Source organism: Polynucleobacter sp. JS-Polo-80-F4 (assembly GCF_018881965.1).
GTDB lineage: Bacteria > Pseudomonadota > Gammaproteobacteria > Burkholderiales > Burkholderiaceae > Polynucleobacter.
On record NZ_JACVPI010000001.1, the window covers coordinates 829,381 to 850,790 of the forward strand.

The window sequence follows — 21,410 nt, forward strand, 5'->3', positions numbered from 1 at the left end:
TATGGCATCCAAAAAATTAAAACCACCCAAGGTGGACCGATCTTCTATCGTTGTTAAGACATCACCCATTCATGGGAAGGGCGTTTTTGTTGCTAAGCCGATCAAAAAAGGTCAGGCAATTATTGAGTACAAAGGCGAGCGCATTAGCTGGAAATTAGCCGAGAAGCGCCACCCACACGACCCCAAGGATCCGAATCACACCTTTTATTTTTCATTGGATGATGGTCGCGTAATCGATGCTAAATATGGCGGTAATGCCGCGCGCTGGATTAATCATTCTTGCAAGCCAAGTTGCGAAACTCGCGAAGACAGTTTTGATGGTGAGCCGAGAGTCTTTATTTATGCAAAGCGCGCGCTCGAGGTTGGTGAAGAGTTGTTTTATGACTACTCACTCGACATCGAGGGAAAGATTACCAAGCAAATGAAAAAAGACTACGAGTGTCGTTGTGGTGCAAAAAAGTGTCGTGGCACCATGCTTGCAACAAAAGATAAGTAAAAACAATTTTCATGCTGTTTGTAACAATTCAAGAGTTAGAGGCTGCCATCAATTACTGGCGGAGTCAGTCCCCATCAGAGGGTGATGAGCTGCGCCTTTGTCCGGAGGCCGCTGCGCTAGCAAAACCATACGCATTGATGATCGTCCAGGGAGCCCAGAGGGTGCCGGTTGACGTCTTGGATGAGTTGGCTCGCTCGGCAATTCAACGGTTTCAAAAAATCACCTAAATACTTTTTTATTTTTGACCTGCTTGTTGTTTAGGGTTATTGCTATATAAAGCTGGTCCATCTTGGGTTATTCTCATATTCTTGCTCCCAAGTAGGGGGTAGAGGGTATGAGATTGCAAGAAACAATATTAAAAACAATAGGACTGGGAAAATCCTTTAAGGGATTTTCTGCGGTTACTGACGTGAATTTAGATGTCGCCCGGGGAACCATTCATGCGTTGATCGGACCCAATGGAGCGGGCAAGACCACCTGCTTTAACTTGCTAACCAAGTTCTTGGAGCCCAGCAGCGGGCAAATCTTATTTAATGGCCTTGATATCACCAATGAGGCGCCTGCACAAATTGCGCGCCGAGGCATTATTCGCTCTTTCCAGATTTCAGCAGTTTTTCCACATTTGACTGTGATTGAAAATGTTCGTGTTGCACTGCAGCGTGGATTGGGTACCGAGTTCCATTTTTGGAAGTCTGGCAACTCTTTAAATGTGCTGAACGACCGCGCCTTAGAGCTTCTTCATGAGGTTGGCTTGGAAGACTTTGCTCATGAGGAAACCTTAAATCTGGCTTATGGCCGCAAAAGGGCGCTTGAAATTGCAACGACCTTGGCAATGGAGCCCGAGCTAATGCTTTTGGATGAGCCCACCCAAGGCATGGGGCACGAGGACGTAGAGCGTGTAACAGAGTTAATTGATCGGGTGGCTAAGGGCCGCACTATTTTGATGGTTGAGCACAATATGAAGGTGGTTTCTTCTATTGCTGATCGTATTACTGTTTTGCAGCGAGGCTCAGTCCTGGCTGAGGGTTCTTATCATGAGGTCTCAAATAACCCATTGGTTGTTGAGGCCTATATGGGAAGCCATGGGGGAGACAACCTATGAGCACCATGGCACTAGATGTTAAAAACTTAGAGTCTTGGTATGGCGAGTCCCATATTTTGCATGGCGTAAATTTTGCTGTGCGTGATGGCGAAGTGGTTACTTTGCTTGGTAGAAATGGGGCTGGCCGAAGCACTATCCTTAAAACAATTCTAGGGCTAACCAGCAAGAGAACTGGTTCGGTTGAGGTTTATGGAGCACAAACCATCACTATGCCGACCTACAAAATTGCGCGTCTCGGGGTTGGTTATTGTCCCGAAGAGCGTGGGATTTTTGCAAGCTTAAGTACGGAAGAAAATTTATTGCTTTTGCCAGAGATTGCCCCTGGCGGCATGGGTTTGGATGAGATTTATGAAATGTTTCCAAACCTTTATGAGAGAAGAAATAGTCCTGGTACCCGCCTATCGGGTGGTGAGCAGCAAATGCTGGCAATGGCGCGCATTCTCAGGACCGGTGCAAGACTGTTGTTATTGGATGAGATTACCGAGGGGCTAGCCCCCGTGATTGTGCAAAAGCTCGGCGAAGTAGTTACCAGTTTGCGCAACAAGGGTTTCACGATTGTGTTGGTTGAACAAAACTTCCGCTTCGCTGCGCCCTTGGCAGATCGTCATTATGTAGTTGAACACGGAAACGTAGTTGAGGTTGTAAATCAGAATGAGCTTGCTGAAAAGGCGGCTCTATTAAATGAGTATCTTGGTGTTTAGTGGATTTCTATAGGAGACGGTAATGAAGTTAAAGCAAATAACCGCGTGTCTGGTTGCGGCGACCATGTTTGGTTCAAACCCAGTGTTTGCGCAAAGCGCACCAAAGGTCAGTGGCGACGTAGTGAAGATTGGCGTGTTGACCGATCTTTCTTCCACCTATTCTGACTTGGCCGGCCCTGGTGCTGTGATTGCAGCGAAGATGGCAATTGCTGATTTTTCTAAAGACGGCACCGTTATTGGCAAGAAGATTGAGCTTGTTAGCGCCGATCACCAAAACAAGGCTGATATCGCGGCAAACAAAGCGCGCGAATGGTACGACAAAGATGGCGTAGACGTTATTGTTGAGCTGGTTTCAACTAACGTGGCTTTGGCGGTAATGGAAGTTGCAGAGCAAAAGAACAAAATTACATTGGTCTCTGGCGCAGCATCTTTGCCAATCACCAACGAAAAATGTACAGCCAATAACGTTCATTGGACCTATGACACTTATGCTCTTTCTAACGGAACAGCCAAGGCAGTTGTAAAGCAAGGCAAAAAGAATTGGTACTTTATTACTGCTGACTATGCGTTTGGCGCTGCTTTGGAAAAAGACTCAACCAACGTTGTGACTGCAAACGGCGGCAAGGTGTTGGGAACAAGCAAGCACCCATTCCCTAATAGCGACTTTTCTTCTTACCTACTGAAAGCACAAGCTAGTGGCGCAGATGTTGTTGCGTTGGCCAATGCTGGTCAAGACACTATTAATAGTGTTAAACAAGCTTCAGAGTTTGGAATTAACAAAAAGCAGACAGTAGTTCCTTTGCTAATGTTTATTTCTGACGTTCACTCTTTAGGCCTCAACTCTGCTCAAGGCATGTACCTTACAGAAGGTTTCTATTGGGATAAAGACGACAAGACTCGTGCATTTTCTAAGCGCTTTATTTTGCAGCACAAGCGTATGCCTACAAGCGTTCAAGCCGGTGTTTACTCGTCAGTTCTTGCTTACTTAAATGCAGTTCAAAAAGCGGGCACCGATGACACTCAGGCTGTAATGAAAGCATTGAAGTCTACAAACATTGATGATGGCCTCTTCAAAGGCAAGATTCGTGCAGATGGTAAGTTTGAGCATGACATGTACCTGTTGGAAGTTAAGAAGCCTTCAGAATCTACAAGCCCATGGGACTATTACAACGTTAAGGCCGTGATTCCTGCTGCCGAAGCAACACAACCACTTTCATTGTCACGATGCAAGCTGGTTACTAACAAGTAATTGATACCTATTTAGTATGTTTGAACTTCTTGGAATAACCCCTCAAGGGCTGGTAGCCCAGCTCTTGGTGGGGCTTATCAATGGCTCGTTTTATGCCATTTTGAGTTTGGGATTGGCCATTATTTTTGGCCTTCTCAACATCATTAATTTTGCACATGGCGCTCAATACACCATGGGCGCATTTATCGCCTGGATTGGTTTAACTCAAATTAGCCAATGGTTAGGCTTTCCTGAGCTCTCAATTAATTATTGGTTTGCTCTCATTGTTGTGCCATTGGTTCTAGCTGGCTTTGGTTTAATCCTAGAGCGAACGATGTTGCGTCGCTTGTATCACCTCGATCATTTATATGGCCTATTACTAACGTTTGGTTTGGCGTTGATTATTGAAGGTATGTTCCGCCATTGGTATGGCATTTCTGGCGAGAGCTACCCAGCCCCAGAAATACTGCAAGGCGCCATTCCCCTAGAGTCTATCGGCATCATCTTGCCAAAGTATCGGGTGTGGGTGGTCGTTATCTCCTTGGTAGTTTGTTTCTCTACTTGGTATGTCATTGAGCGAACCAAGTTGGGCGCCTATTTACGCGCTGGAACAGAAAACCCTAAATTACTGCAGGCTTTTGGTATTAATGTTCCGCTGATGATTTCTTTGGCCTACGCCTATGGCGTTGGCTTGGCTGGTTTTGCTGGTGTTTTGGCCGCACCAATTTTCCAAGTAAATCCTTTGATGGGTTCTAACCTCATCATTGTTGTTTTTGCTGTGGTGGTGATTGGCGGCATGGGTTCTATCATGGGCGCCATTCTGACTGGCTTAGGATTGGGCCTTGTTGAGGGCCTTACTAAAGTCTTTTATCCAGAGGCTTCTGGCGTTGTGATTTTTGTAATCATGGCAATTGTTTTATTGATTCGTCCTGCTGGACTGTTTGGGCGGGAGAAATAAGCGTGAATCCGAAAACAAAATTGCTTTACGGCATCCTCGTGTTGATTGCCCTGCTATTGCCGTTTCAGGACTTTATTTATCTTGTATTTGCAATGAAGGTATTGTGCTTCGCTCTTTTTGCCTGCGCATTTAACTTATTGCTTGGCTTTACAGGCCTTCTATCTTTTGGGCATGCTGCCTTCTTTGGAACCGCGGCGTACATCACGGCTTATTTTTGTAAAGAGGCCGGCTTATCTCCCGAGCTCGGGATCGTATTGGGGATGCTTGGATCAGGGGTTCTTGGTTTTCTGATTGGCTCGCTCGCCATTCGTAGGCAAGGTATTTATTTTGCAATGGTGACCTTGGCCCTGTCGCAAATGGTTTACTTCCTAGCGGTTCAGCTTCCCTTCACTGGTGGTGAGGATGGAATACAGGGCGTTCCGCGCGGCATGTTGTTTGGTCTGATCGATTTGAAAAACGATGTGGCGATGTATTACTTTGTTTTAGCTGTTTTCTTATTTGGTTTTGCTGTGATCATGCGCGCAGTGCACTCCCCGTTCGGTCAGGTACTTAAGGCAATCCGCGAAAACGAGCCTCGTGCAATTTCTCTTGGCTACGATGTTGATCGCTTTAAATTAATGTCCTTTGTAATTTCTGCAGCCCTTTCTGGTTTGGCTGGATCCATGAAGTCTTTGGTATTCCAGTTGGCAACATTGACCGATGTTCATTGGCACATGTCGGGCGAGGTTGTGTTGATGACTTTACTCGGCGGCATGGGAACCATCCTTGGTCCTGTGGTTGGCGCCGGCATTGTTGTTGGTCTGCAAAACTACCTGGCAAACATTGGGTCTTGGAGCATGATTGCAACGGGATTCATTTTCGTGATTTGCGTTTTAGCATTCCGTCGTGGCGTTGTTGGTGAAATTGCTGCGTACTATAAAAACAAAAACTGAGTTTTTGTTTTCCTCTTATTATTTAGTTTTTAGTACGGCGCTTTTTGCGCCGTACTCATTTAATTAAAAGAGACTCTCATCGAATTTTCAATTTTCATATGGCCGCTGCTTTTAGCAATGGCTTTCTTTGCCGGGCTAGTAGATGCGGTGGCTGGCGGCGGTGGCTTGATTCAGGTCCCCGCCTTATTTGCCGCGTATCCAGATGCTCCGCCCGCAACGCTACTTTCAACAAATAAAGTTTCTGCGGTTGGTGGAACTTTAAATGCTGCCAGAAAATATTTACGGCATGTGTCATTGCCGTGGGCAATTGTTTTGCCAGCAATCATTGCTGGCTTTGTTGGCTCTCTTGCAGGCGCAAATGCAGTTAGCAATTTCCCTGCAGAGCCTTTGCGTAAAGCATTGCCATTTGTGCTGCTGTTTCTTTTGCTATATACCTGGTTTCAGCCTTCACTTGGAGAGGCGCATGCGCCAAAAATTCTTGGACGCTTTCAGCAGGCCAAGGGCGTGGTTCTTGGTTTAACCATCGGATTTTATGATGGCTTCTTTGGCCCTGGCACCGGAAGTTTTTTGCTATTTGGTTTTGTACGTTTCTTTGGCTTTGATTTCTTACACGCCTCTGCCGCAACAAAATTGGTAAACGTGGCAACTAACTTAGCAGCCATTTTGATGTTGGCGAGTCTTGGGCAAATTAATTGGACTCTTGGGTTTGCAATGATGATTGCCAATATTGCCGGGAGTCAGTTCGGCAGTCGGCTTGCAATTAAACATGGCAGCGCCTTTGTCAGAAAAGCCTTTTTAGTTATTGTGAGCGTGCTGATATTGAAGTCAGCCTGGAATGCTTATTTTCCGAATTAAATCAATCACTTAGAAATATTTCTTTTGTTTTCCAGGTGTTTTGATGGATTTTGTTTCACGTGAAACAAACAAAATGCTATGATCATCGCCCTATCTGAGGCAAATCATGCGTTATTCCAAAAGTTTTGATGTCATCGTAGTTGGCGGCGGCCACGCAGGGACTGAGGCCGCCCTTGCATCAGCACGCATGGGTTGCGACACCCTATTAATTACTCATAGCATTGAAAATCTAGGCGCAATGAGCTGCAATCCTTCAATAGGCGGGATTGGCAAGGGGCACTTAGTAAAGGAAATTGATGCCATGGGCGGCGCGATGGCAGCTGCCACTGACGAGGCTGGTATTCAGTTCAGAATCCTCAACTCTAGTAAGGGCCCTGCTGTTAGGGCCACTCGTGCCCAGGGTGACAGGGTTCTATATAAGGCGGCTATTCGCCGCCGCTTAGAAAATCAGCCTAATTTAAGTCTCTTTCAGGCTGCGGTTGACGATTTATTGGTTAAGGGCGATGAAGTCCAGGGCGTAGTTACCCAAATGGGCCTGGAGTTCATGGCCAAAAAGGTCGTGCTCACGGCCGGCACTTTCTTGGATGGAAAAATCCACGTGGGTTTAAATAACTACGCTGGTGGACGCGCGGGTGATCCTGCGGCGGTTTCTTTGTCGGCCAGATTAAAGGAATTGAAGCTTCCCCAGGGAAGGCTAAAGACTGGCACTCCACCACGTATTGATGGTCGAACTATCGACTTTTCGGTCATGCTGGAGCAGCCGGGGGATTTAGATCCTGTGCCCGTATTCTCGTATTTGGGCCGTCCAGAGCAACACCCTAAACAGGTTCCCTGCTGGATTTCCCATACAAACGAAAAGACTCACGATATTATTCGGGGCGGTTTAGACCGTTCGCCTATGTATACGGGCGTTATTGAGGGGGTTGGTCCCCGCTACTGCCCCTCAATTGAGGACAAGATCCATCGGTTTGCCTCCAGAAATAGCCACCAGATCTTTTTGGAGCCAGAGGGTCTAACAACCAATGAGTTTTACCCCAATGGGATTTCTACCAGCCTGCCTTTTGATGTTCAGTGGGACCTGGTTCGCAGTATCCGCGGGATGGAGTCTGCAGTAATTGTCCGCCCTGGCTATGCAATTGAGTATGACTTCTTTGATCCACGCCAGCTCCGACATAGTCTAGAGACAAGAGTTATTGGCGGGCTTTACTTTGCCGGTCAGATTAATGGCACAACAGGCTATGAAGAGGCTGCTGCACAAGGAATGTTGGCCGGTATTAATGCTGGACTGGCGGCCAAAGGGAAGGAGCCTTGGTTACCAAAGCGTAGTGAGTCCTACATTGGCGTTCTGGTTGATGATCTAATAACTCGCGGGGTTCAAGAGCCGTATCGCATGTTTACCAGCCGGGCTGAATATCGCTTAAGTTTGCGTGAAGATAATGCGGACATGCGCTTAACTACTATTGGGCGAGAGTTGGGCTTGGTGGATGACTATCGCTGGGAAGTATTCTGTAGAAAACAAGAGGCTGTTTCACGTGAAACATCTCGTTTACAAGATATATGGATTGGACCAAAACATGACGCTGCCCCCCTGCTGTCTCAGTTGCTGGGTCAAGATTTGTCCCACGAATGCAATTTAACTGAGTTATTAAGGCGTCCGGGCGTTACTTATGAGGCAATTACTGCTTTGGGTAATGGAATGTGGGCTCCAGAAACCCTGGATGATGATCTTGGTTTGGCCGCTCAAATTAGCGATCAGGTAGAGATTTCAGTCAAATACCAGGGTTATATCGACCGTCAGGCAACAGAAATTGCTCGTCAAGAACACAATGAGTCCTTCCCCCTGCCCGAATCACTGGATTATTCGCTGGTTGTTGGCCTGTCTAAAGAGGTTCAACAAAAGCTCAATTTGCATAAGCCTGAAACATTAGGTCAGGCTGGCCGTATTTCCGGGGTCACACCCGCAGCCCTCTCCCTTTTATTGGTGCACCTGAAAAAAGGCTTGGGCCGCGCCCAAGAAACCCATGAGTGAGGGGTTGCTCGCCTTAGGAATTGAGGACCTTGGCCTCGAGTTAAGTCCGACCAATATTGCTGACCTAGAGTTATTTTTGCAGGAAATGGGGCGCTGGAATCAAGTCCATAATCTTACGGCAATTGAGGGTGAGAAAGACTCTATTATTCTGCATCTCATTGATTCTATTGCAGTTTTACCAGTGTTAAGGCAGTTTCTGAAGGGCCCTTCCCCCAGGATCGCGGACCTTGGTTCTGGGGGCGGCCTGCCGGCAATCCCGATAGCTATTGTTCAGCCAGGGTGGCAACTTTCGTTGATAGAGGCTATTCGTAAGAAGACCGCATTCTTGCAGCACGTACGTGGAAAGTTAAAACTTAAAAACATTGAAGTGCTCTGTGAGCGAGTAGAAGATGCTGCGGTGCAACAACCCGCGCAATTTGATGCGGTGATTTCTCGCGCGTTTACTAACCTCGCACGCTTTTTAGAGTTGTCATTGCCATTCTTAAAGCCAGAAGGCCTTGTATTCGCAATGAAGGCCAAGCGCGCTGATGATGAAATGAAGGATGTTTGCATGGAAGACTGGCGCTTGGTTGCCGACGAACCTCTTCATATACCTAATTTAGCGGTGGAGCGACGCCTTTTGGTGTTGGCCCCCGTGAGAAAATCCACCCCCACCCTTTAAGTAAAACCAAAAAGTAGCCATGGCCAAAATTTTCTGTATCGCAAATCAAAAAGGTGGTGTTGGCAAGACCACCACTGCCGTAAATTTAGCCGCAGGATTGGCTGGGCTAAAACAGCGTGTTTTGCTGGTGGACTTAGACCCGCAGGGTAATGCCACCATGGGCTCCGGGGTAGAAAAAGCGGAGTTGAATAACAGCGTTTATCAAGTTCTCATTGGATTAGCGTCTGTCAAAGATTGCGCACAGCGTTGCGAAAGTTCTGGCTACGATGTGTTACCCGCAAATCGTGATTTAGCTGGAGCAGAAATTGAATTAGTTGATATCGATGCGCGCGAATCTCGTTTGAAAGATGCGCTTGCACCAGTTGCCAATGATTACGATTTTATTTTGATTGATTGTCCACCTGCGCTGTCGTTGCTAACGCTGAACGGATTGTGTGCTGCAAATGGTGTGATTGTTCCAATGCAATGTGAATATTTCGCGCTAGAAGGCTTGTCTGATTTGGTGAACACCATAAAACAAGTGCATGCAAATCTAAATCCAGATTTGGTCATTATTGGTTTGTTGCGTGTCATGTTTGATGCGCGTATGACCTTGCAACAACAGGTTTCTGATCAGCTGCTTGAGCACTTTGGCGACAAAGTATTTAAGACGATTATTCCGCGCAATGTACGCCTAGCAGAAGCCCCTTCTTACGGGCTTCCCGGGGTTGCCTTTGATAAATCATCCCGCGGTGCAAAAGCCTATTTAGAGTTTGGTGCAGAGATGGTTGAGCGCATCAAACACATGTAATTTGTAGAAAGAAAATAAAGATCATGGTTGCTATTAAGAAAAAAGGTTTGGGTAGAGGCCTTGAAGCTTTGCTTGGAGAAAAAACACAGCAAGCAAGTCCATCTACTGAAATCAATCGTTTGCCGCTAACTGCTTTGCAAGCAGGTAAATATCAGCCGCGTCAAAAAATGGAAGCGGGTGCTTTACAAGAGTTGGCAGAAAGCATTCGTGAGCAAGGTGTAATGCAGCCTTTGTTGGTGCGCTTAGTTTCCCCTGGTAAGTATGAAATTATTGCGGGCGAGCGACGTTTTCGTGCAGCAACAATTGCGGGCTTAAAAGAAGTCCCCGTTTTGGTTTCGGGCGCGGATGATCAAGCTGCTGCCGCAATGGCTTTGGTTGAAAATATGCAGCGTGAGGATTTAAACCCTCTCGAAGAGTCGCAAGGTTTGGCCAGATTGATTGAGGAGTTTGGTTTTACGCACGAACAGGCGGCAAAGGCAGTGGGCAAGTCCCGTAGCGCTATTACCAATTTATTGCGCCTTGCCCAGCTGGCAAAGCCAGTGCAGGCTATGTTGTTAGCTGGTGATATTGATATGGGCCATGCCCGCGCCCTTTTACCGTTACCGGGCGCCAGTCAGGTGGCTTTGGCCCAAAGAATCTCTGCCCAAGGTTTGTCAGTTCGTGAAGCAGAGCGTATGACTGCAGCATTGGTGATTGCGGGCGGTCAAATTGGCGACAAAAAATCTAAAAGTAAGCCTGGCAAATCTTCGCAAGGTGCCGATCCAGATATGCAGCGTTTAACGCAGGAAATAGCAGATTTAATAGGTTTAAGTACGGAATTTAAGCTCAAAGGCAAAGGCGGAGAACTCAGAATTCGCTTTAGTCAATTTGATGAGCTTGATTCCTTGTTAAAAAAGTTGGGCGTTGAGTCATAAATTCGGTAGAAAAATGTCCCCAAATCCTTTGACATATTGCACTGCACACACTAAACTTTCGGGGCTAAAGTGATTCCTCAAAAAAATCAATTTTCCGAGGTAAATGAGTGGGATGAGCCGGAAGAAGAAGTTATTCGGGTCTACAGCAAGGAAGAGATTGTTGCGCTGCAGCAAAGCGATGCAACAAAATACCGTGCCCTATCTCCTTGGAAGATTATTTTGGCCCAAGTGCTCATTACTGCTATCAGTATGGTGTTTTGGTCATTTTTTGGGGACCCGGTAGGGGTAAGCGTTTATACTCAGTCGGCCTTTTTAGGTGGTTTAATTAGCGTCTTGCCTACGACCTTATTTTTAATGAGGTTGGAGTTGGCAAAAAAATCGCAAATATTGAACCCAGGAAGATTTTTGGCTGCATTGGTATCTGGTGAATTTATCAAAATCGCTGTGACGCTGATGTTGTTTGTAGGGATTGCGTATTGCGTCCCTGGCGTGCTTTGGGTCCCTTTGTTGGTGACTTACCTGCTTGCTTTGAAGTGCGTATGGCTGGCGTGGTTGTGGCGCTAAGTAGTGAAAATTGAGATTGAAACAAAGGACTAGTTAAGAGATGTCTAGCGAAGTAAACCAAGCCCACGGGGCAGCAGAGCAGATGACGCCAACGGCGTACATTTCTGAGCACTTACAAAACCTCACCAACTCTGGTGGGCCACAGTCATCCATTATTGATTTCAGCATCATAAATTTAGACACTATTTTTTGGGCCTCTTTAATGGGCCTCGTAACAGTATTTATTTTGTTAATTGCTGCACGTCGCGCAACACCTGGCGTTCCTGGCCGTTTCCAGTGTTTGGTGGAAATGATTGTAGAGATGGTAGATACACAAGCTAAGAGCATTGTTCATGGCGATCGTACTTTTATTGCTCCTCTCGCACTCTTCGTATTTTTCTGGATCATTCTTCTAAATACTCTCGACTTAATTCCAGTAGATTGGGTTTTAGGCGTAAATCATTTCATCGAAAGTTTTGGTGTGCATGTACCGCACCATAGATTGGTTCCTACAACCGATTTGAATGCCACTATGGGCATGTCTCTTTCAGTATTGGTTTTGGTGTTCTTTTACAGCTTTAAGGTAAAAGGTTTTGGCGGCTTCTTACATGAACTTATCTCGGCCCCTTTCGGCGCGAAATGGTATTTAGCCCCATTTAATCTTGCATTGAACATCATTGAGTATTTGGCAAAAGGCGTTTCCTTAGGAATGCGACTTTTTGGCAATATGTACGCTGGCGAATTGGTCTTTTTATTGATCGCCCTGCTCGGTAGCGTATGGACCTTTAATTTAGATTTATCCCTGTTCGGATTGGTGGGCCACGTTATTGCTGGATCAGCTTGGGCCATCTTCCACATTTTGGTTATTTTGTTGCAGGCCTTTATTTTCATGATGTTGACTTTGGTTTACATCGGGCAAGCGCATAGCCATCACTAAGATTTTATTTTTAACTTACCTCTTTTAACTTCAGGAGTCAGCAACATGCAAGCATTTTTAGCAACTATTCAAGGTTCAACAGCTATCTGTATCGGCATCATCATCGGCCTCGGCGCGATCGGTGCATGTTTGGGTATCGCATTGATGGGTGGCAAGTACATCGAAGCATGTGCACGTCAACCAGAATTGATGGAGCCACTCCAAACTAAGATGTTCCTTTTGGCTGGTTTGATCGACGCTGCGTTCTTGATCGGCGTTGGTGTTGCAATGTTGTTTGCTTTCGCAAACCCACTGCTCGCAGTTATTAAGTAATTGTTTTGGCGTGGATGACCAAGAGGTCATCCAACTGTTCTCAACAATACTGAAAGGAATATCGTGAATCTGAACGCGACCCTATTCGCGCAAATGATCGTTTTCTTCGTCTTATGGTGGGTTGTTGCACGCTTTGTGTGGCCACCGCTAGTTAAGGCGTTAGATGAGCGTTCAAGCAAAATTGCTGATGGTTTAGCTGCTGCCGAGCGCGGTAAAGAAGCACTCGCATTAGCCAGCAATGAAGCTGAGCAAGAATTAACTAAAGCACGCCAAGAAGGTGTTCAACGTGTTGCCGAAGCTGAAAAGCGTGCACAAATGTCAGCCGAAGAAATCCGCGCTAACGCACAAGCTGAAGCAGCTCGAATCATTTCTCAAGCTAAGCAAGATGCAGACCAACAGGTAACGCGTGCACGTGAAGTGTTGCGCGCTGAAGTTGCTGTTCTTGCTGTTAAAGGCGCTGAGCAAATTTTGCGTCGTGAAGTTGATGCAAAAGCTCACGGCCAGTTGCTTGATCAACTAAAGGCAGAACTTTGATATGGCTGAATTAGCCACTATTGCACGTCCTTATGCTGAAGCGCTTTTTCAAAGCGCTAAGCCAGCTGAGCTCGCTGGATGTTTGGAGCAGTTAAACGAATTGGCACAGCTTGCTGCTTTGCCAGAAGTTGCTGCCCTATCAAACAACCCAAAAGTATCCGCTGATGATTTAAGCAAGTTACTTTCTGGCATGGTGAAAACCAAGCTCGATCCTAAGGTTGCTAGCTTTTTGAATCTCGTGAATCAAAACCACCGCTTAGCAGCCGTTCCTGAAATTGCTCATCAATTTGAAGCAATGAAGAACAAGAGCGAAGGTGCGGCAGAAGTAAATATTACTAGCGCATTCCCTTTAGAGGGATCTGCGTTAAATGATTTGTTGTCAAGTTTGAAGAAGCGCTTTGGGGGTAAAGAATTGCGCCCAACTATTCAAGTTGACCCAACGTTGATTGGCGGAGTTCGCATTCAAGTTGGTGATGAAGTAATGGATAGTTCTGTTAAGGCCCAGTTAGCTCAAATGCAAGCAAGTCTTGGCGCATAAGTGATCCCTATTAAGAACATACGAAATAAGACCCAGGAGTAAGTAATGCAACTCAACCCTTCCGAGATCAGCGAGCTGATCAAAAGCCGAATTAGCGAATTGGGCGTTGACTCCCAAGTTCGCAACGAAGGCACTGTAATTTCAGTGACCGACGGTATTTGCCGCGTACATGGCTTGTCAGGCGTTATGCAGGGCGAAATGTTGGAGTTTCCTAACAACACTATCGGCCTCGCGTTAAACCTTGAGCGTGATTCTGTTGGTGCCGTAGTGTTGGGTGAGTACACCCACATTAAAGAAGGCGACCCAGTTAAATGTACTGGCCGTATTTTGGAAGTTCCAGTTGGCCCAGAATTGCTCGGCCGCGTTGTAAACGCGCTTGGTCAACCGATTGATGGCAAAGGCCCAATCAACACTAAGTTAACTGACTTTATTGAAAAAGTTGCTCCTGGAGTTATCGCACGTCAATCTGTTAGCCAGCCAGTGCAAACTGGTTTGAAGGCGATTGATGCAATGGTTCCAATTGGTCGTGGTCAGCGTGAGTTGATCATTGGCGACCGTCAAACTGGTAAGACTGCAGTTGCGGTTGACGCGATCATTAACCAAAAAGGTAAAGGCGTTTATTGCGTTTACGTGGCGATCGGTCAAAAAGCTTCCACTATTGCTAACGTTGTTCGCAAGCTCACAGAATTGGGCGCGATGGAGTACACCGTTGTTGTTGCAGCAAGTGCTTCTGAGTCTGCAGCGATGCAGTACCTCTCAGCATATGCAGGTTGCACCATGGGCGAATACTTCCGCGATCGCGGCGAAGACGCTTTGATTGTTTACGATGACTTAACTAAGCAAGCAGTTGCTTACCGTCAAATTTCCTTGTTGCTCCGTCGCCCACCAGGCCGCGAAGCTTATCCTGGCGACGTGTTCTATCTCCACTCACGCTTGCTCGAGCGCGCTGCTCGTGTAAATGCCGAGTATGTTGAGAAGTTCACCAATGGCGCAGTTAAAGGTAAAACTGGTTCATTGACAGCATTGCCAATTATTGAAACTCAAGCGGGCGACGTTTCTGCATTCGTTCCAACCAACGTGATTTCGATTACTGACGGTCAGATCTTCTTGGAAACTGACTTGTTTAACGCTGGTGTACGTCCTGCGATTAACGCCGGTATTTCTGTATCCCGCGTTGGTGGTGCTGCACAAACTAAAGTAATTAAGAAATTGTCTGGCGGTATTCGTACCGACTTGGCGCAGTATCGTGAATTGGCAGCGTTTGCTCAGTTCGCGTCTGACCTTGACGAAGCAACCCGCAAGCAGCTCGAGCGTGGTCGTCGTGTTACTGAATTGTGTAAGCAAGCTCAATACAAGCCGCTCCAAGTCTGGGAAATGGCCGCTTCACTTTACGCTGTTAATAACGGCTACTTCGATGACCTCGAAGTAAAGAACGTATTGCCATTCGAAAAAGGTTTGCAAGATCATTTGAAATCTAAATTCGCTGACTTAGTTGCGCGCATTGAAGAAACCAAGGATTTGAGCAAAGATGACGAAGCTGCATTGCGCGCTGCCATTGAGGATTACAAGCGTTCTGCCTCTTTCTAAGAGGGCTCGCATAAATCATGGCAAGCACAAAAGAGATACGATCTAAGATCAAGAGCGTGCAAAACACGCGCAAGATCACGAAGGCAATGGAAATGGTCGCCGCATCCAAGATGCGTCGCGCCCAGGAGCGCATGCGTAATGCGCGCCCATATGCTGAAAAAATTCGTGAGATTGTTGCCAACCTTTCTAAAGCAAATCCCGAGTTCCGCCCTGCTTACATGGCAACTCGTGAAGTGAAGAAGGTTGGTACGATTTTGGTTACAACAGACAAAGGTTTGTGCGGCGGTTTAAATACCAACGTCTTGCGTTTGATTGCTAACCAAGTGCGCGATTTGCAGGACAAAAATGTTGAGATTGCGTATACCGCAATTGGTTCAAAAGGTCTGCAGTTTTTGAATCGCTCAAAAGCAAAACTCATTTCTCAAACAATCCAAATTGGTGACACACCACATATGGATGTTTTGATTGGCGCAATTGTTGCCCAGTTAGAAGCGTTTGAGCGTGGCGAGATTGATGCTGTTTATTTGGCATATACCCGTTTTGTAAATGCAATGAAACAAGAGCCTGTTTTAGAAAAACTCTTGCCTTTGGAGCCAGAAGCATTGGCCCCACAAGAAAAAACAGGCAATTCTTGGGATTACATCTACGAACCTGATGCAGAGTCCATTTTGAATGGCTTGCTAAAGCGTTATGTAGAAGCAATGATTTATCAAGCTGTTGCTGAAAATATGGCTTCAGAACAATCTGCACGCATGGTCTCAATGAAGGCCGCTTCAGATAATGCGAAGAATGTAATCGGCGAATTGCAATTGGAATACAACAAAACACGACAGGCTGCTATTACTAAAGAGTTGTCAGAAATTGTTGGCGGAGCGGCTGCGGTTTAAGCGGTCAGCGTTTAGGAATACGAAAGAATTCAGGAATTAAAAGCGGAGAAATGCGATGAGTAACGGAAATATCGTGCAGTGTATTGGTCCAGTGGTGGACATTCAGTTCCCACGCGACAAAATGCCAAACATTTATGATGCGTTGACATTAGTTGATAGCGGCGAAAAATCATTTGCCGAAAAAGGCTTGACCTTTGAAGTTCAGCAACAAATCGGTGACGGCGTAGTTCGCGCTATTGCCATGGGTGCAAGCGATGGTTTGCGCCGTGGCATGGAAGTGAAATCTACTGGTGGTCCGATTTCTGTTCCTGTTGGCCCAGCAACTTTAGGCCGCATCATGGATGTTCTAGGTCGCCCAATCGATGACGCAGGTCCGATTGCTACTGAAGAGCGTCGCGCTATTCACCAGCCAGCCCCTAAGTTTGACGAACTCTCTCCTTCTGTTGATTTGCTCGAAACAGGCATTAAGGTTATTGACTTAGTTTGCCCGTTTGCTAAAGGCGGTAAGGTTGGCTTGTTCGGTGGTGCGGGTGTTGGTAAGACCGTGAACATGATGGAATTGATTAACAACATCGCGAAGCAGCACTCTGGTTTGTCAGTATTTGCCGGTGTTGGTGAGCGTACTCGTGAAGGTAATGACTTCTACCACGAGATGAAAGAATCTAACGTTATCGACAAAGTGGCGATGGTGTTTGGTCAGATGAATGAGCCTCCTGGCAACCGTTTGCGCGTTGCGTTGACTGGTTTGACAATGGCTGAAGCATTCCGTGACGAAGGCCGTGACATTTTGTTCTTCGTTGACAATATCTACCGTTACACATTGGCCGGTACTGAAGTTTCTGCGTTGCTCGGTCGTATGCCTTCCGCTGTGGGTTACCAGCCTACATTGGCTGAAGAAATGGGTAAATTGCAAGAGCGTATTACCTCTACAAAGACTGGTTCTGTTACCTCTATTCAGGCCGTTTACGTTCCTGCGGATGACTTGACCGATCCATCACCAGCAACAACCTTCTTGCATTTGGACTCTACAGTTGTGTTGTCACGTGATATCGCTGCATTGGGTATTTACCCAGCGGTTGATCCATTGGACTCCACTAGCCGTCAGCTCGACCCACAAGTGGTTGGTCAAGAGCACTATGAAGTGGCTCGCGAAGTACAGATGACATTGCAGCGTTACAAAGAGTTGCGCGACATTATTGCAATTTTGGGTATGGACGAGTTGTCACCTGAAGATAAGTTATCTGTATCACGTGCACGTAAGATTCAGCGTTTCTTGTCCCAGCCTTTCCACGTTGCTGAAGTGTTTACTGGTTCACCAGGCAAATACGTTCCATTGAAAGAAACTATTCGTGGTTTCAAAATGATCTGCAGCGGCGAATTGGATCACTTGCCTGAGCAAGCGTTCTACATGGTGGGTTCAATTGATGAAGCCATCGAGAAAGCCAAGAAGCTTTAATCTAGGGAAATTATGTCAACCATACGCGTCGATGTAGTAAGTGCTGAGCAGTCTATTTTCAGTGGGGAAGCCAAGTTTGTTGCGCTTCCTGGCGAAAGTGGCGAGCTCGGCATTTTGCGCGGCCACACCCCTTTGATTACACGCATTCGTCCAGGCTCAGTTCGTATTGAAAAAGCTGATGGTGATGAAGAGTTTGTATTCGTAGCAGGTGGCTATTTAGAGGTTCAGCCAGATCGCGTTACCGTACTAGCAGACACTGCTATTCGTGGCCACGATCTTGATGAAGCTAAAGCTATTGAAGCCAAGAAACGTGCCGAAGAAGCTATGCAAAATCGTGGCACTGACTTTGATTTGGCTTTGGCCCAATCTGAGTTTGCAATGGCCGCAGCTCAGCTGGCTGCAATTGCTCGTTTCCGTCGTAAAAAGTAATAGCCGGTCATCTCCTTGCTGTTAAATGATCGGTTTTTAAAGGCCTGCCTGGGCGAAGCGGTTGATCAAACACCGCTTTGGCTCATGCGTCAAGCCGGTCGATATCTCCCCGAGTACAACGCTACTCGCGCTAGAGCTGGAAGTTTTTTAGGGCTCGCAAAAAATCCCGCATACGCTACAGAAGTAACGCTTCAGCCTTTGGATCGCTATCCATTGGACGCGGCGATTTTATTCTCTGATATTTTGACTATTCCAGATGCGATGGGACTAGGGCTGAAATTTACTGCAGGCGAAGGCCCAAGCTTTGAACACCCTCTTCGCACGGAAGAGGCGGTTAAAAAATTACGCGTTGCTGATATGGATCAACTTACATATGTTTTTGATGCCGTTTCAGAAATTCGTAAGGCGCTTATTCAGGATGGAAAACAGCGCGTTCCATTGATTGGATTCTCGGGAAGCCCTTGGACTTTAGCTTGCTACATGATTGATGGTTCGAGCGCTGACGATTTTCGTCATGCTAAAACGATGATGTTTAGTCGCCCTGATCTGATGCAGCACATTCTAGATATCAACGCGCAATCGGTTGCTGATTATTTAACTGAGCAAGTAAAAGCCGGTGCACAGGCATTAATGATTTTTGATACCTGGGGTGGAATGCTTCCAGATGGTTGGTATCAAAGAATGTCTCTAGCGTCGATGCAAAAAGTGATTTCTTTATTGCCACGCGAGCACGAAGGCAGAAAAATTCCGGTCATTATGTTCACCAAGGGCGGCGGAATTTGGTTGAACGACATGGCACAAGTTGGCGCTGACGTGATTGCGATTGATTGGACCATGTCCCTGAGTCGCGCTCGCAAACAATTGCTTGATCTGAACAAGCCGCTAGCTTTGCAAGGCAATTTAGACCCGCTTATTCTGTTCTCAGAGCCAAAACAAATTGCAGAGCAAGCAAACCTTCTTTTGGAGGATTTAGCGAGCGCACCAGCCCTTAAATCAGGCCTGCATCCTTTGGATGGCCACGTCTTTAATTTGGGTCACGGCATTTCACAGTTCACCCCTCCGGAAAGCGTCACAGCACTCTCGGAGGCGGTCATTAATCGCTCAAGGGCTCTCAGGGCAAAGTCTTAATACTGAGTGATTGCTAACTTGACATTGAAATTTTGAATGAAAGTTATGCACAGATAGCGGGAAAATTTGAAATTCAGTGAGATTGCGAATAAAGGTGAAAATTCACTTTCGAATAATGTTGTAACTCATTGATTCTTATATAAAATAACTAAAAAGCTTTAAAAGGGTGCAAAAACCAAAAGCTGATAAATTAGCTTATAAATCAGATTCCTCGGATGATATCCACAGACTTATCCACAAGCAAAATAGAGATTTGAAGTAAATAATGCCCGCTCCAATCGTAGTCCAAGTAGTTGTTGATAAGCCCCTTGCCCAGGGCTTTGACTACTTGTGGGACAAAGATTTACTAGGAGGTCTTCCGGAGGTGGGTGCAATAGTTGAGGTTCCGTTTGGGCGTACCATGCTCGTAGGAATGGTAATAAAAGTAAGCGCTTACTCTGATTATGAATCCTATAAGTTAAAAGGTGTCGCTAGGGTTGCTCCACTGCCCCCTTTAGATCCAGCCGTTTTGCGCCTAATGAATTTTGCAAGCCAGTATTACATTCACGGGCTTGGCGAGACTATTATTCCGACCATTCCACAGATGTGGAAAAAGCCAGATGATTGGGAAAAAATTCCGCAGAAATTGGCTGCGGATAATGAAAAGAAAAAGAAAAAAACTCTTTCAGAAGTAAGCGAGGGATTTATTGATGAAAACCGCTTCAATGATGGGCAAAAGTTAGCGCTTGAAAAATTAAGAGCATGCCCATCGAGCGAGTTCAAGGCAATCCTTTTGCAAGGACAAACCGGTAGCGGAAAAACGGCAGTATTTCTAAATTGGTTGAGTGGAATTTTGAAAGATACAAGCGCACAAGTGTTGCTCTTGGTCCCGGAAATAAATTTAACGCCACAACTAGAGCGAAGAGTACGGGCTTATTTTCCAGATAAAAAAATGGTTGTACTTCACAGTGGCGTGAGTGAAAAAGTTAGGGGCATTGCTTGGCATGCGGCGATGACTGGTGAAGCCAAAATAATTTTGGGAACAAGGTTGGCCGCCTTAACCCCCATGCCTAATCTTCGCGCCATTGTTATCGATGAAGAGCATGATCCATCGTATAAGCAACAAGATGGCATTCGATATTCTGCGCGTGATCTTGCTGTTTGGCGTGCCCACGATCTCAAAATACCGATCTTGCTTGCCTCCGCCACACCTTCGCTTGAAACATGGATGGCGGCCAAGGCAGGTCGATATGAATATGTTCGCCTAGATGAGCGCGCTCAGGGTGCAAGCTTGCCGCAAGTGCATTTGATCAATATGCGAGACCCGCAAACACAATTTAGCCCTGGTGATGTTGATAAGCCCAAATCAAAAAGTCTGATTACCAAGACACTAGCCAATGCAGTCAGCAAAAATCTAGCAAGTAAACAGCAAAGCCTGATACTCATCAATCGACGCGGTTACGCACCGGTGCTCAGTTGCAGTGCTTGTTCGTGGCTTTCTAAATGCGAGCAATGTACTTCATATATGGTGCTCCATAAGGCCGGAGCATTGGGCAGAAAGTCAGTCTTAAGCTGCCATCACTGTGGCTTGGTAAAAGCAATTCCGAATCACTGTCCTGATTGTGGCAACCTTGATCTAACTAGCCTTGGACAAGGCACTCAAAAGGTTGAGGACTCTATTGAGGAGATGTGGCCGGGTGCGAGATTGCTGCGGGTGGATACAGACTCCAGCAGAAAAAGTAAGGGTGCCGAAGAACTTTTTCAGGAAATTCACGAGGGCAATGTTGATATCGTTGTTGGTACTCAGATGATTGCTAAAGGACACGATTATCAAAACATTGGTTTAGTTGCGGTGTTGGATGCTGATAGCAGGCTCTTCTCTCAAGACTTCAGAGCCGCAGAAAGATTATTTGCGCAGTTGGTTCAGGTTGCTGGACGGGCTGGACGCTCCAATAAAAGCGGCGAAATGGGAGGTGCAATCTATATCGAAACCCAGTTTCCCGAGGCAGCCGTTTTTCAGTTTTTGCTCCGTCATGATGTAGATGGTTTTTTAAGCTTTACGGCCAATGAAAGAAAAGAGGCGGGCCTGCCACCATTTGCCTATCAAGCCCTCATTCATGCAGAGGCAAAAAGCCTGGACAAGGCAATTCGGTTTTTGGGCGGCTTAAAAAGGCACCTAAAGGCTGAAGGCCATGTATCTCATGGGCTCAGAGTCTATGATCCTGTGCCAAAAGCTGTTATGCGAGTAGCCGGATCTGAGCGCGCCCAATTACTTGTTGAGTCTGACGATCGCAAGAATCTTCAGGAAATATTAGAAGCAATGGATCGCTATTTGCGAGAGAACTCTCAGGGCCGTATTAGCAAAGAGGGGCGCATTCGATGGTTAATTGAGCGCGACCCCATTTCAATCTAAT

23 protein-coding genes are annotated in these 21,410 nt (G+C 46.4%); all 23 read left to right on the forward strand.

Going from position 1 to position 21,410, the window contains the following annotated elements:
* The first annotated feature begins 1 nt into the window (after position 1).
* The 23 genes from ICN20_RS04140 (at position 2) to priA (ending at position 21,409) form a co-directional block, all read left to right on the forward strand.
* Positions 2–496 carry an SET domain-containing protein gene (locus ICN20_RS04140; protein ID WP_216238268.1) on the forward strand — a complete coding sequence of 165 codons (495 nt, stop codon included), beginning with the start codon at positions 2–4 and terminating at the stop codon, positions 494–496.
* Positions 497–507: 11 nt separating this feature from the next.
* On the forward strand, positions 508–723 hold the full coding sequence (locus ICN20_RS04145; RefSeq protein ID WP_216238269.1) for a DUF3717 domain-containing protein: 216 nt from the start codon (positions 508–510) through the stop codon (positions 721–723).
* 107 nt (positions 724–830) lie between these two features.
* Positions 831–1,598 (forward strand): ABC transporter ATP-binding protein, encoded by a 768-nt coding sequence (locus ICN20_RS04150; RefSeq protein WP_216238270.1) that lies wholly within the window; start codon positions 831–833, stop codon positions 1,596–1,598.
* Positions 1,595–2,299, forward strand: a complete 705-nt coding sequence (locus ICN20_RS04155) for an ABC transporter ATP-binding protein (protein WP_216238271.1) — start codon at positions 1,595–1,597, stop codon at positions 2,297–2,299. Before ICN20_RS04150 ends, ICN20_RS04155 begins: the two co-directional genes overlap by 4 nt.
* Positions 2,300–2,321: 22 nt before the next feature.
* A complete protein-coding gene (locus ICN20_RS04160) occupies positions 2,322–3,548 on the forward strand; it encodes an ABC transporter substrate-binding protein (RefSeq protein ID WP_216238272.1) in 1,227 nt (408 codons plus the stop codon).
* A gap of 16 nt (positions 3,549–3,564) precedes the next feature.
* Entirely contained in the window at positions 3,565–4,485 is a 921-nt protein-coding gene (locus tag ICN20_RS04165; protein WP_216238273.1) for a branched-chain amino acid ABC transporter permease, read from the forward strand.
* A gap of 2 nt (positions 4,486–4,487) precedes the next feature.
* Complete coding sequence (locus ICN20_RS04170) at positions 4,488–5,417, forward strand: branched-chain amino acid ABC transporter permease (protein ID WP_216238274.1); 930 nt, start codon at positions 4,488–4,490, stop codon at positions 5,415–5,417.
* Positions 5,418–5,534: 117 nt separating this feature from the next.
* On the forward strand, positions 5,535–6,272 hold the full coding sequence (locus tag ICN20_RS04175; protein ID WP_216238275.1) for a TSUP family transporter: 738 nt from the start codon (positions 5,535–5,537) through the stop codon (positions 6,270–6,272).
* 106 nt (positions 6,273–6,378) lie between these two features.
* Positions 6,379–8,301 carry a tRNA uridine-5-carboxymethylaminomethyl(34) synthesis enzyme MnmG gene (mnmG, locus tag ICN20_RS04180; protein WP_216238276.1) on the forward strand — a complete coding sequence of 641 codons (1,923 nt, stop codon included), beginning with the start codon at positions 6,379–6,381 and terminating at the stop codon, positions 8,299–8,301.
* Entirely contained in the window at positions 8,294–8,962 is a 669-nt protein-coding gene (gene rsmG, locus ICN20_RS04185) for a 16S rRNA (guanine(527)-N(7))-methyltransferase RsmG (RefSeq protein ID WP_216238278.1), read from the forward strand. Before mnmG ends, rsmG begins: the two co-directional genes overlap by 8 nt.
* A gap of 19 nt (positions 8,963–8,981) precedes the next feature.
* Positions 8,982–9,752 (forward strand): ParA family protein, encoded by a 771-nt coding sequence (locus ICN20_RS04190; protein ID WP_216238279.1) that lies wholly within the window; start codon positions 8,982–8,984, stop codon positions 9,750–9,752.
* A 23-nt stretch (positions 9,753–9,775) separates the two neighbouring features.
* Complete coding sequence (locus ICN20_RS04195) at positions 9,776–10,666, forward strand: ParB/RepB/Spo0J family partition protein (RefSeq protein WP_216238280.1); 891 nt, start codon at positions 9,776–9,778, stop codon at positions 10,664–10,666.
* Between the two features lie 69 nt (positions 10,667–10,735).
* Entirely contained in the window at positions 10,736–11,230 is a 495-nt protein-coding gene (locus ICN20_RS04200; RefSeq protein WP_216238281.1) for an ATP synthase subunit I, read from the forward strand.
* 40 nt (positions 11,231–11,270) lie between these two features.
* Entirely contained in the window at positions 11,271–12,146 is an 876-nt protein-coding gene (gene atpB / locus ICN20_RS04205; RefSeq protein WP_216238282.1) for a F0F1 ATP synthase subunit A, read from the forward strand.
* Positions 12,147–12,191: 45 nt separating this feature from the next.
* Positions 12,192–12,458, forward strand: a complete 267-nt coding sequence (gene atpE / locus ICN20_RS04210) for a F0F1 ATP synthase subunit C (RefSeq protein ID WP_011901869.1) — start codon at positions 12,192–12,194, stop codon at positions 12,456–12,458.
* A 63-nt stretch (positions 12,459–12,521) separates the two neighbouring features.
* Positions 12,522–12,992 (forward strand): F0F1 ATP synthase subunit B, encoded by a 471-nt coding sequence (locus ICN20_RS04215; RefSeq protein ID WP_215364694.1) that lies wholly within the window; start codon positions 12,522–12,524, stop codon positions 12,990–12,992.
* Position 12,993: 1 nt separating this feature from the next.
* Positions 12,994–13,530 carry a F0F1 ATP synthase subunit delta gene (locus ICN20_RS04220; RefSeq protein WP_216238284.1) on the forward strand — a complete coding sequence of 179 codons (537 nt, stop codon included), beginning with the start codon at positions 12,994–12,996 and terminating at the stop codon, positions 13,528–13,530.
* A 45-nt stretch (positions 13,531–13,575) separates the two neighbouring features.
* Positions 13,576–15,117, forward strand: coding sequence for a F0F1 ATP synthase subunit alpha (atpA, locus tag ICN20_RS04225; protein WP_072582050.1), 1,542 nt, complete (start codon positions 13,576–13,578; stop codon positions 15,115–15,117).
* A 17-nt stretch (positions 15,118–15,134) separates the two neighbouring features.
* On the forward strand, positions 15,135–16,004 hold the full coding sequence (gene atpG, locus ICN20_RS04230; RefSeq protein WP_216238286.1) for a F0F1 ATP synthase subunit gamma: 870 nt from the start codon (positions 15,135–15,137) through the stop codon (positions 16,002–16,004).
* A gap of 55 nt (positions 16,005–16,059) precedes the next feature.
* A complete protein-coding gene (atpD, locus tag ICN20_RS04235; protein WP_072582052.1) occupies positions 16,060–17,460 on the forward strand; it encodes a F0F1 ATP synthase subunit beta in 1,401 nt (466 codons plus the stop codon).
* A 12-nt stretch (positions 17,461–17,472) separates the two neighbouring features.
* Positions 17,473–17,889 carry a F0F1 ATP synthase subunit epsilon gene (locus ICN20_RS04240; protein WP_215321259.1) on the forward strand — a complete coding sequence of 139 codons (417 nt, stop codon included), beginning with the start codon at positions 17,473–17,475 and terminating at the stop codon, positions 17,887–17,889.
* Positions 17,890–17,898: 9 nt separating this feature from the next.
* Complete coding sequence (gene hemE / locus ICN20_RS04245) at positions 17,899–19,017, forward strand: uroporphyrinogen decarboxylase (RefSeq protein WP_216240263.1); 1,119 nt, start codon at positions 17,899–17,901, stop codon at positions 19,015–19,017.
* A 265-nt stretch (positions 19,018–19,282) separates the two neighbouring features.
* Complete coding sequence (priA, locus tag ICN20_RS04250; RefSeq protein ID WP_216238289.1) at positions 19,283–21,409, forward strand: primosomal protein N'; 2,127 nt, start codon at positions 19,283–19,285, stop codon at positions 21,407–21,409.
* Position 21,410 lies beyond the last annotated feature (1 nt).

Coding starts and splice junctions, on each gene's coding strand:
- ICN20_RS04240 (WP_215321259.1), top strand. CDS start 17,473: ATGTCAACCATACGCGTCGATGTAGTAAGTGCTGAGCAGTCTATTTTC.
- ICN20_RS04140 (WP_216238268.1), top strand. CDS start 2: ATGGCATCCAAAAAATTAAAACCACCCAAGGTGGACCGATCTTCTATC.
- ICN20_RS04155 (WP_216238271.1), top strand. CDS start 1,595: ATGAGCACCATGGCACTAGATGTTAAAAACTTAGAGTCTTGGTATGGC.
- ICN20_RS04220 (WP_216238284.1), top strand. CDS start 12,994: ATGGCTGAATTAGCCACTATTGCACGTCCTTATGCTGAAGCGCTTTTT.
- ICN20_RS04175 (WP_216238275.1), top strand. CDS start 5,535: ATGGCTTTCTTTGCCGGGCTAGTAGATGCGGTGGCTGGCGGCGGTGGC.
- ICN20_RS04165 (WP_216238273.1), top strand. CDS start 3,565: ATGTTTGAACTTCTTGGAATAACCCCTCAAGGGCTGGTAGCCCAGCTC.
- ICN20_RS04160 (WP_216238272.1), top strand. CDS start 2,322: ATGAAGTTAAAGCAAATAACCGCGTGTCTGGTTGCGGCGACCATGTTT.
- ICN20_RS04150 (WP_216238270.1), top strand. CDS start 831: ATGAGATTGCAAGAAACAATATTAAAAACAATAGGACTGGGAAAATCC.
- atpD (WP_072582052.1), top strand. CDS start 16,060: ATGAGTAACGGAAATATCGTGCAGTGTATTGGTCCAGTGGTGGACATT.
- ICN20_RS04190 (WP_216238279.1), top strand. CDS start 8,982: ATGGCCAAAATTTTCTGTATCGCAAATCAAAAAGGTGGTGTTGGCAAG.
- atpA (WP_072582050.1), top strand. CDS start 13,576: ATGCAACTCAACCCTTCCGAGATCAGCGAGCTGATCAAAAGCCGAATT.
- atpG (WP_216238286.1), top strand. CDS start 15,135: ATGGCAAGCACAAAAGAGATACGATCTAAGATCAAGAGCGTGCAAAAC.
- priA (WP_216238289.1), top strand. CDS start 19,283: ATGCCCGCTCCAATCGTAGTCCAAGTAGTTGTTGATAAGCCCCTTGCC.
- ICN20_RS04145 (WP_216238269.1), top strand. CDS start 508: ATGCTGTTTGTAACAATTCAAGAGTTAGAGGCTGCCATCAATTACTGG.
- rsmG (WP_216238278.1), top strand. CDS start 8,294: ATGAGTGAGGGGTTGCTCGCCTTAGGAATTGAGGACCTTGGCCTCGAG.
- atpB (WP_216238282.1), top strand. CDS start 11,271: ATGTCTAGCGAAGTAAACCAAGCCCACGGGGCAGCAGAGCAGATGACG.
- mnmG (WP_216238276.1), top strand. CDS start 6,379: ATGCGTTATTCCAAAAGTTTTGATGTCATCGTAGTTGGCGGCGGCCAC.
- ICN20_RS04195 (WP_216238280.1), top strand. CDS start 9,776: ATGGTTGCTATTAAGAAAAAAGGTTTGGGTAGAGGCCTTGAAGCTTTG.
- atpE (WP_011901869.1), top strand. CDS start 12,192: ATGCAAGCATTTTTAGCAACTATTCAAGGTTCAACAGCTATCTGTATC.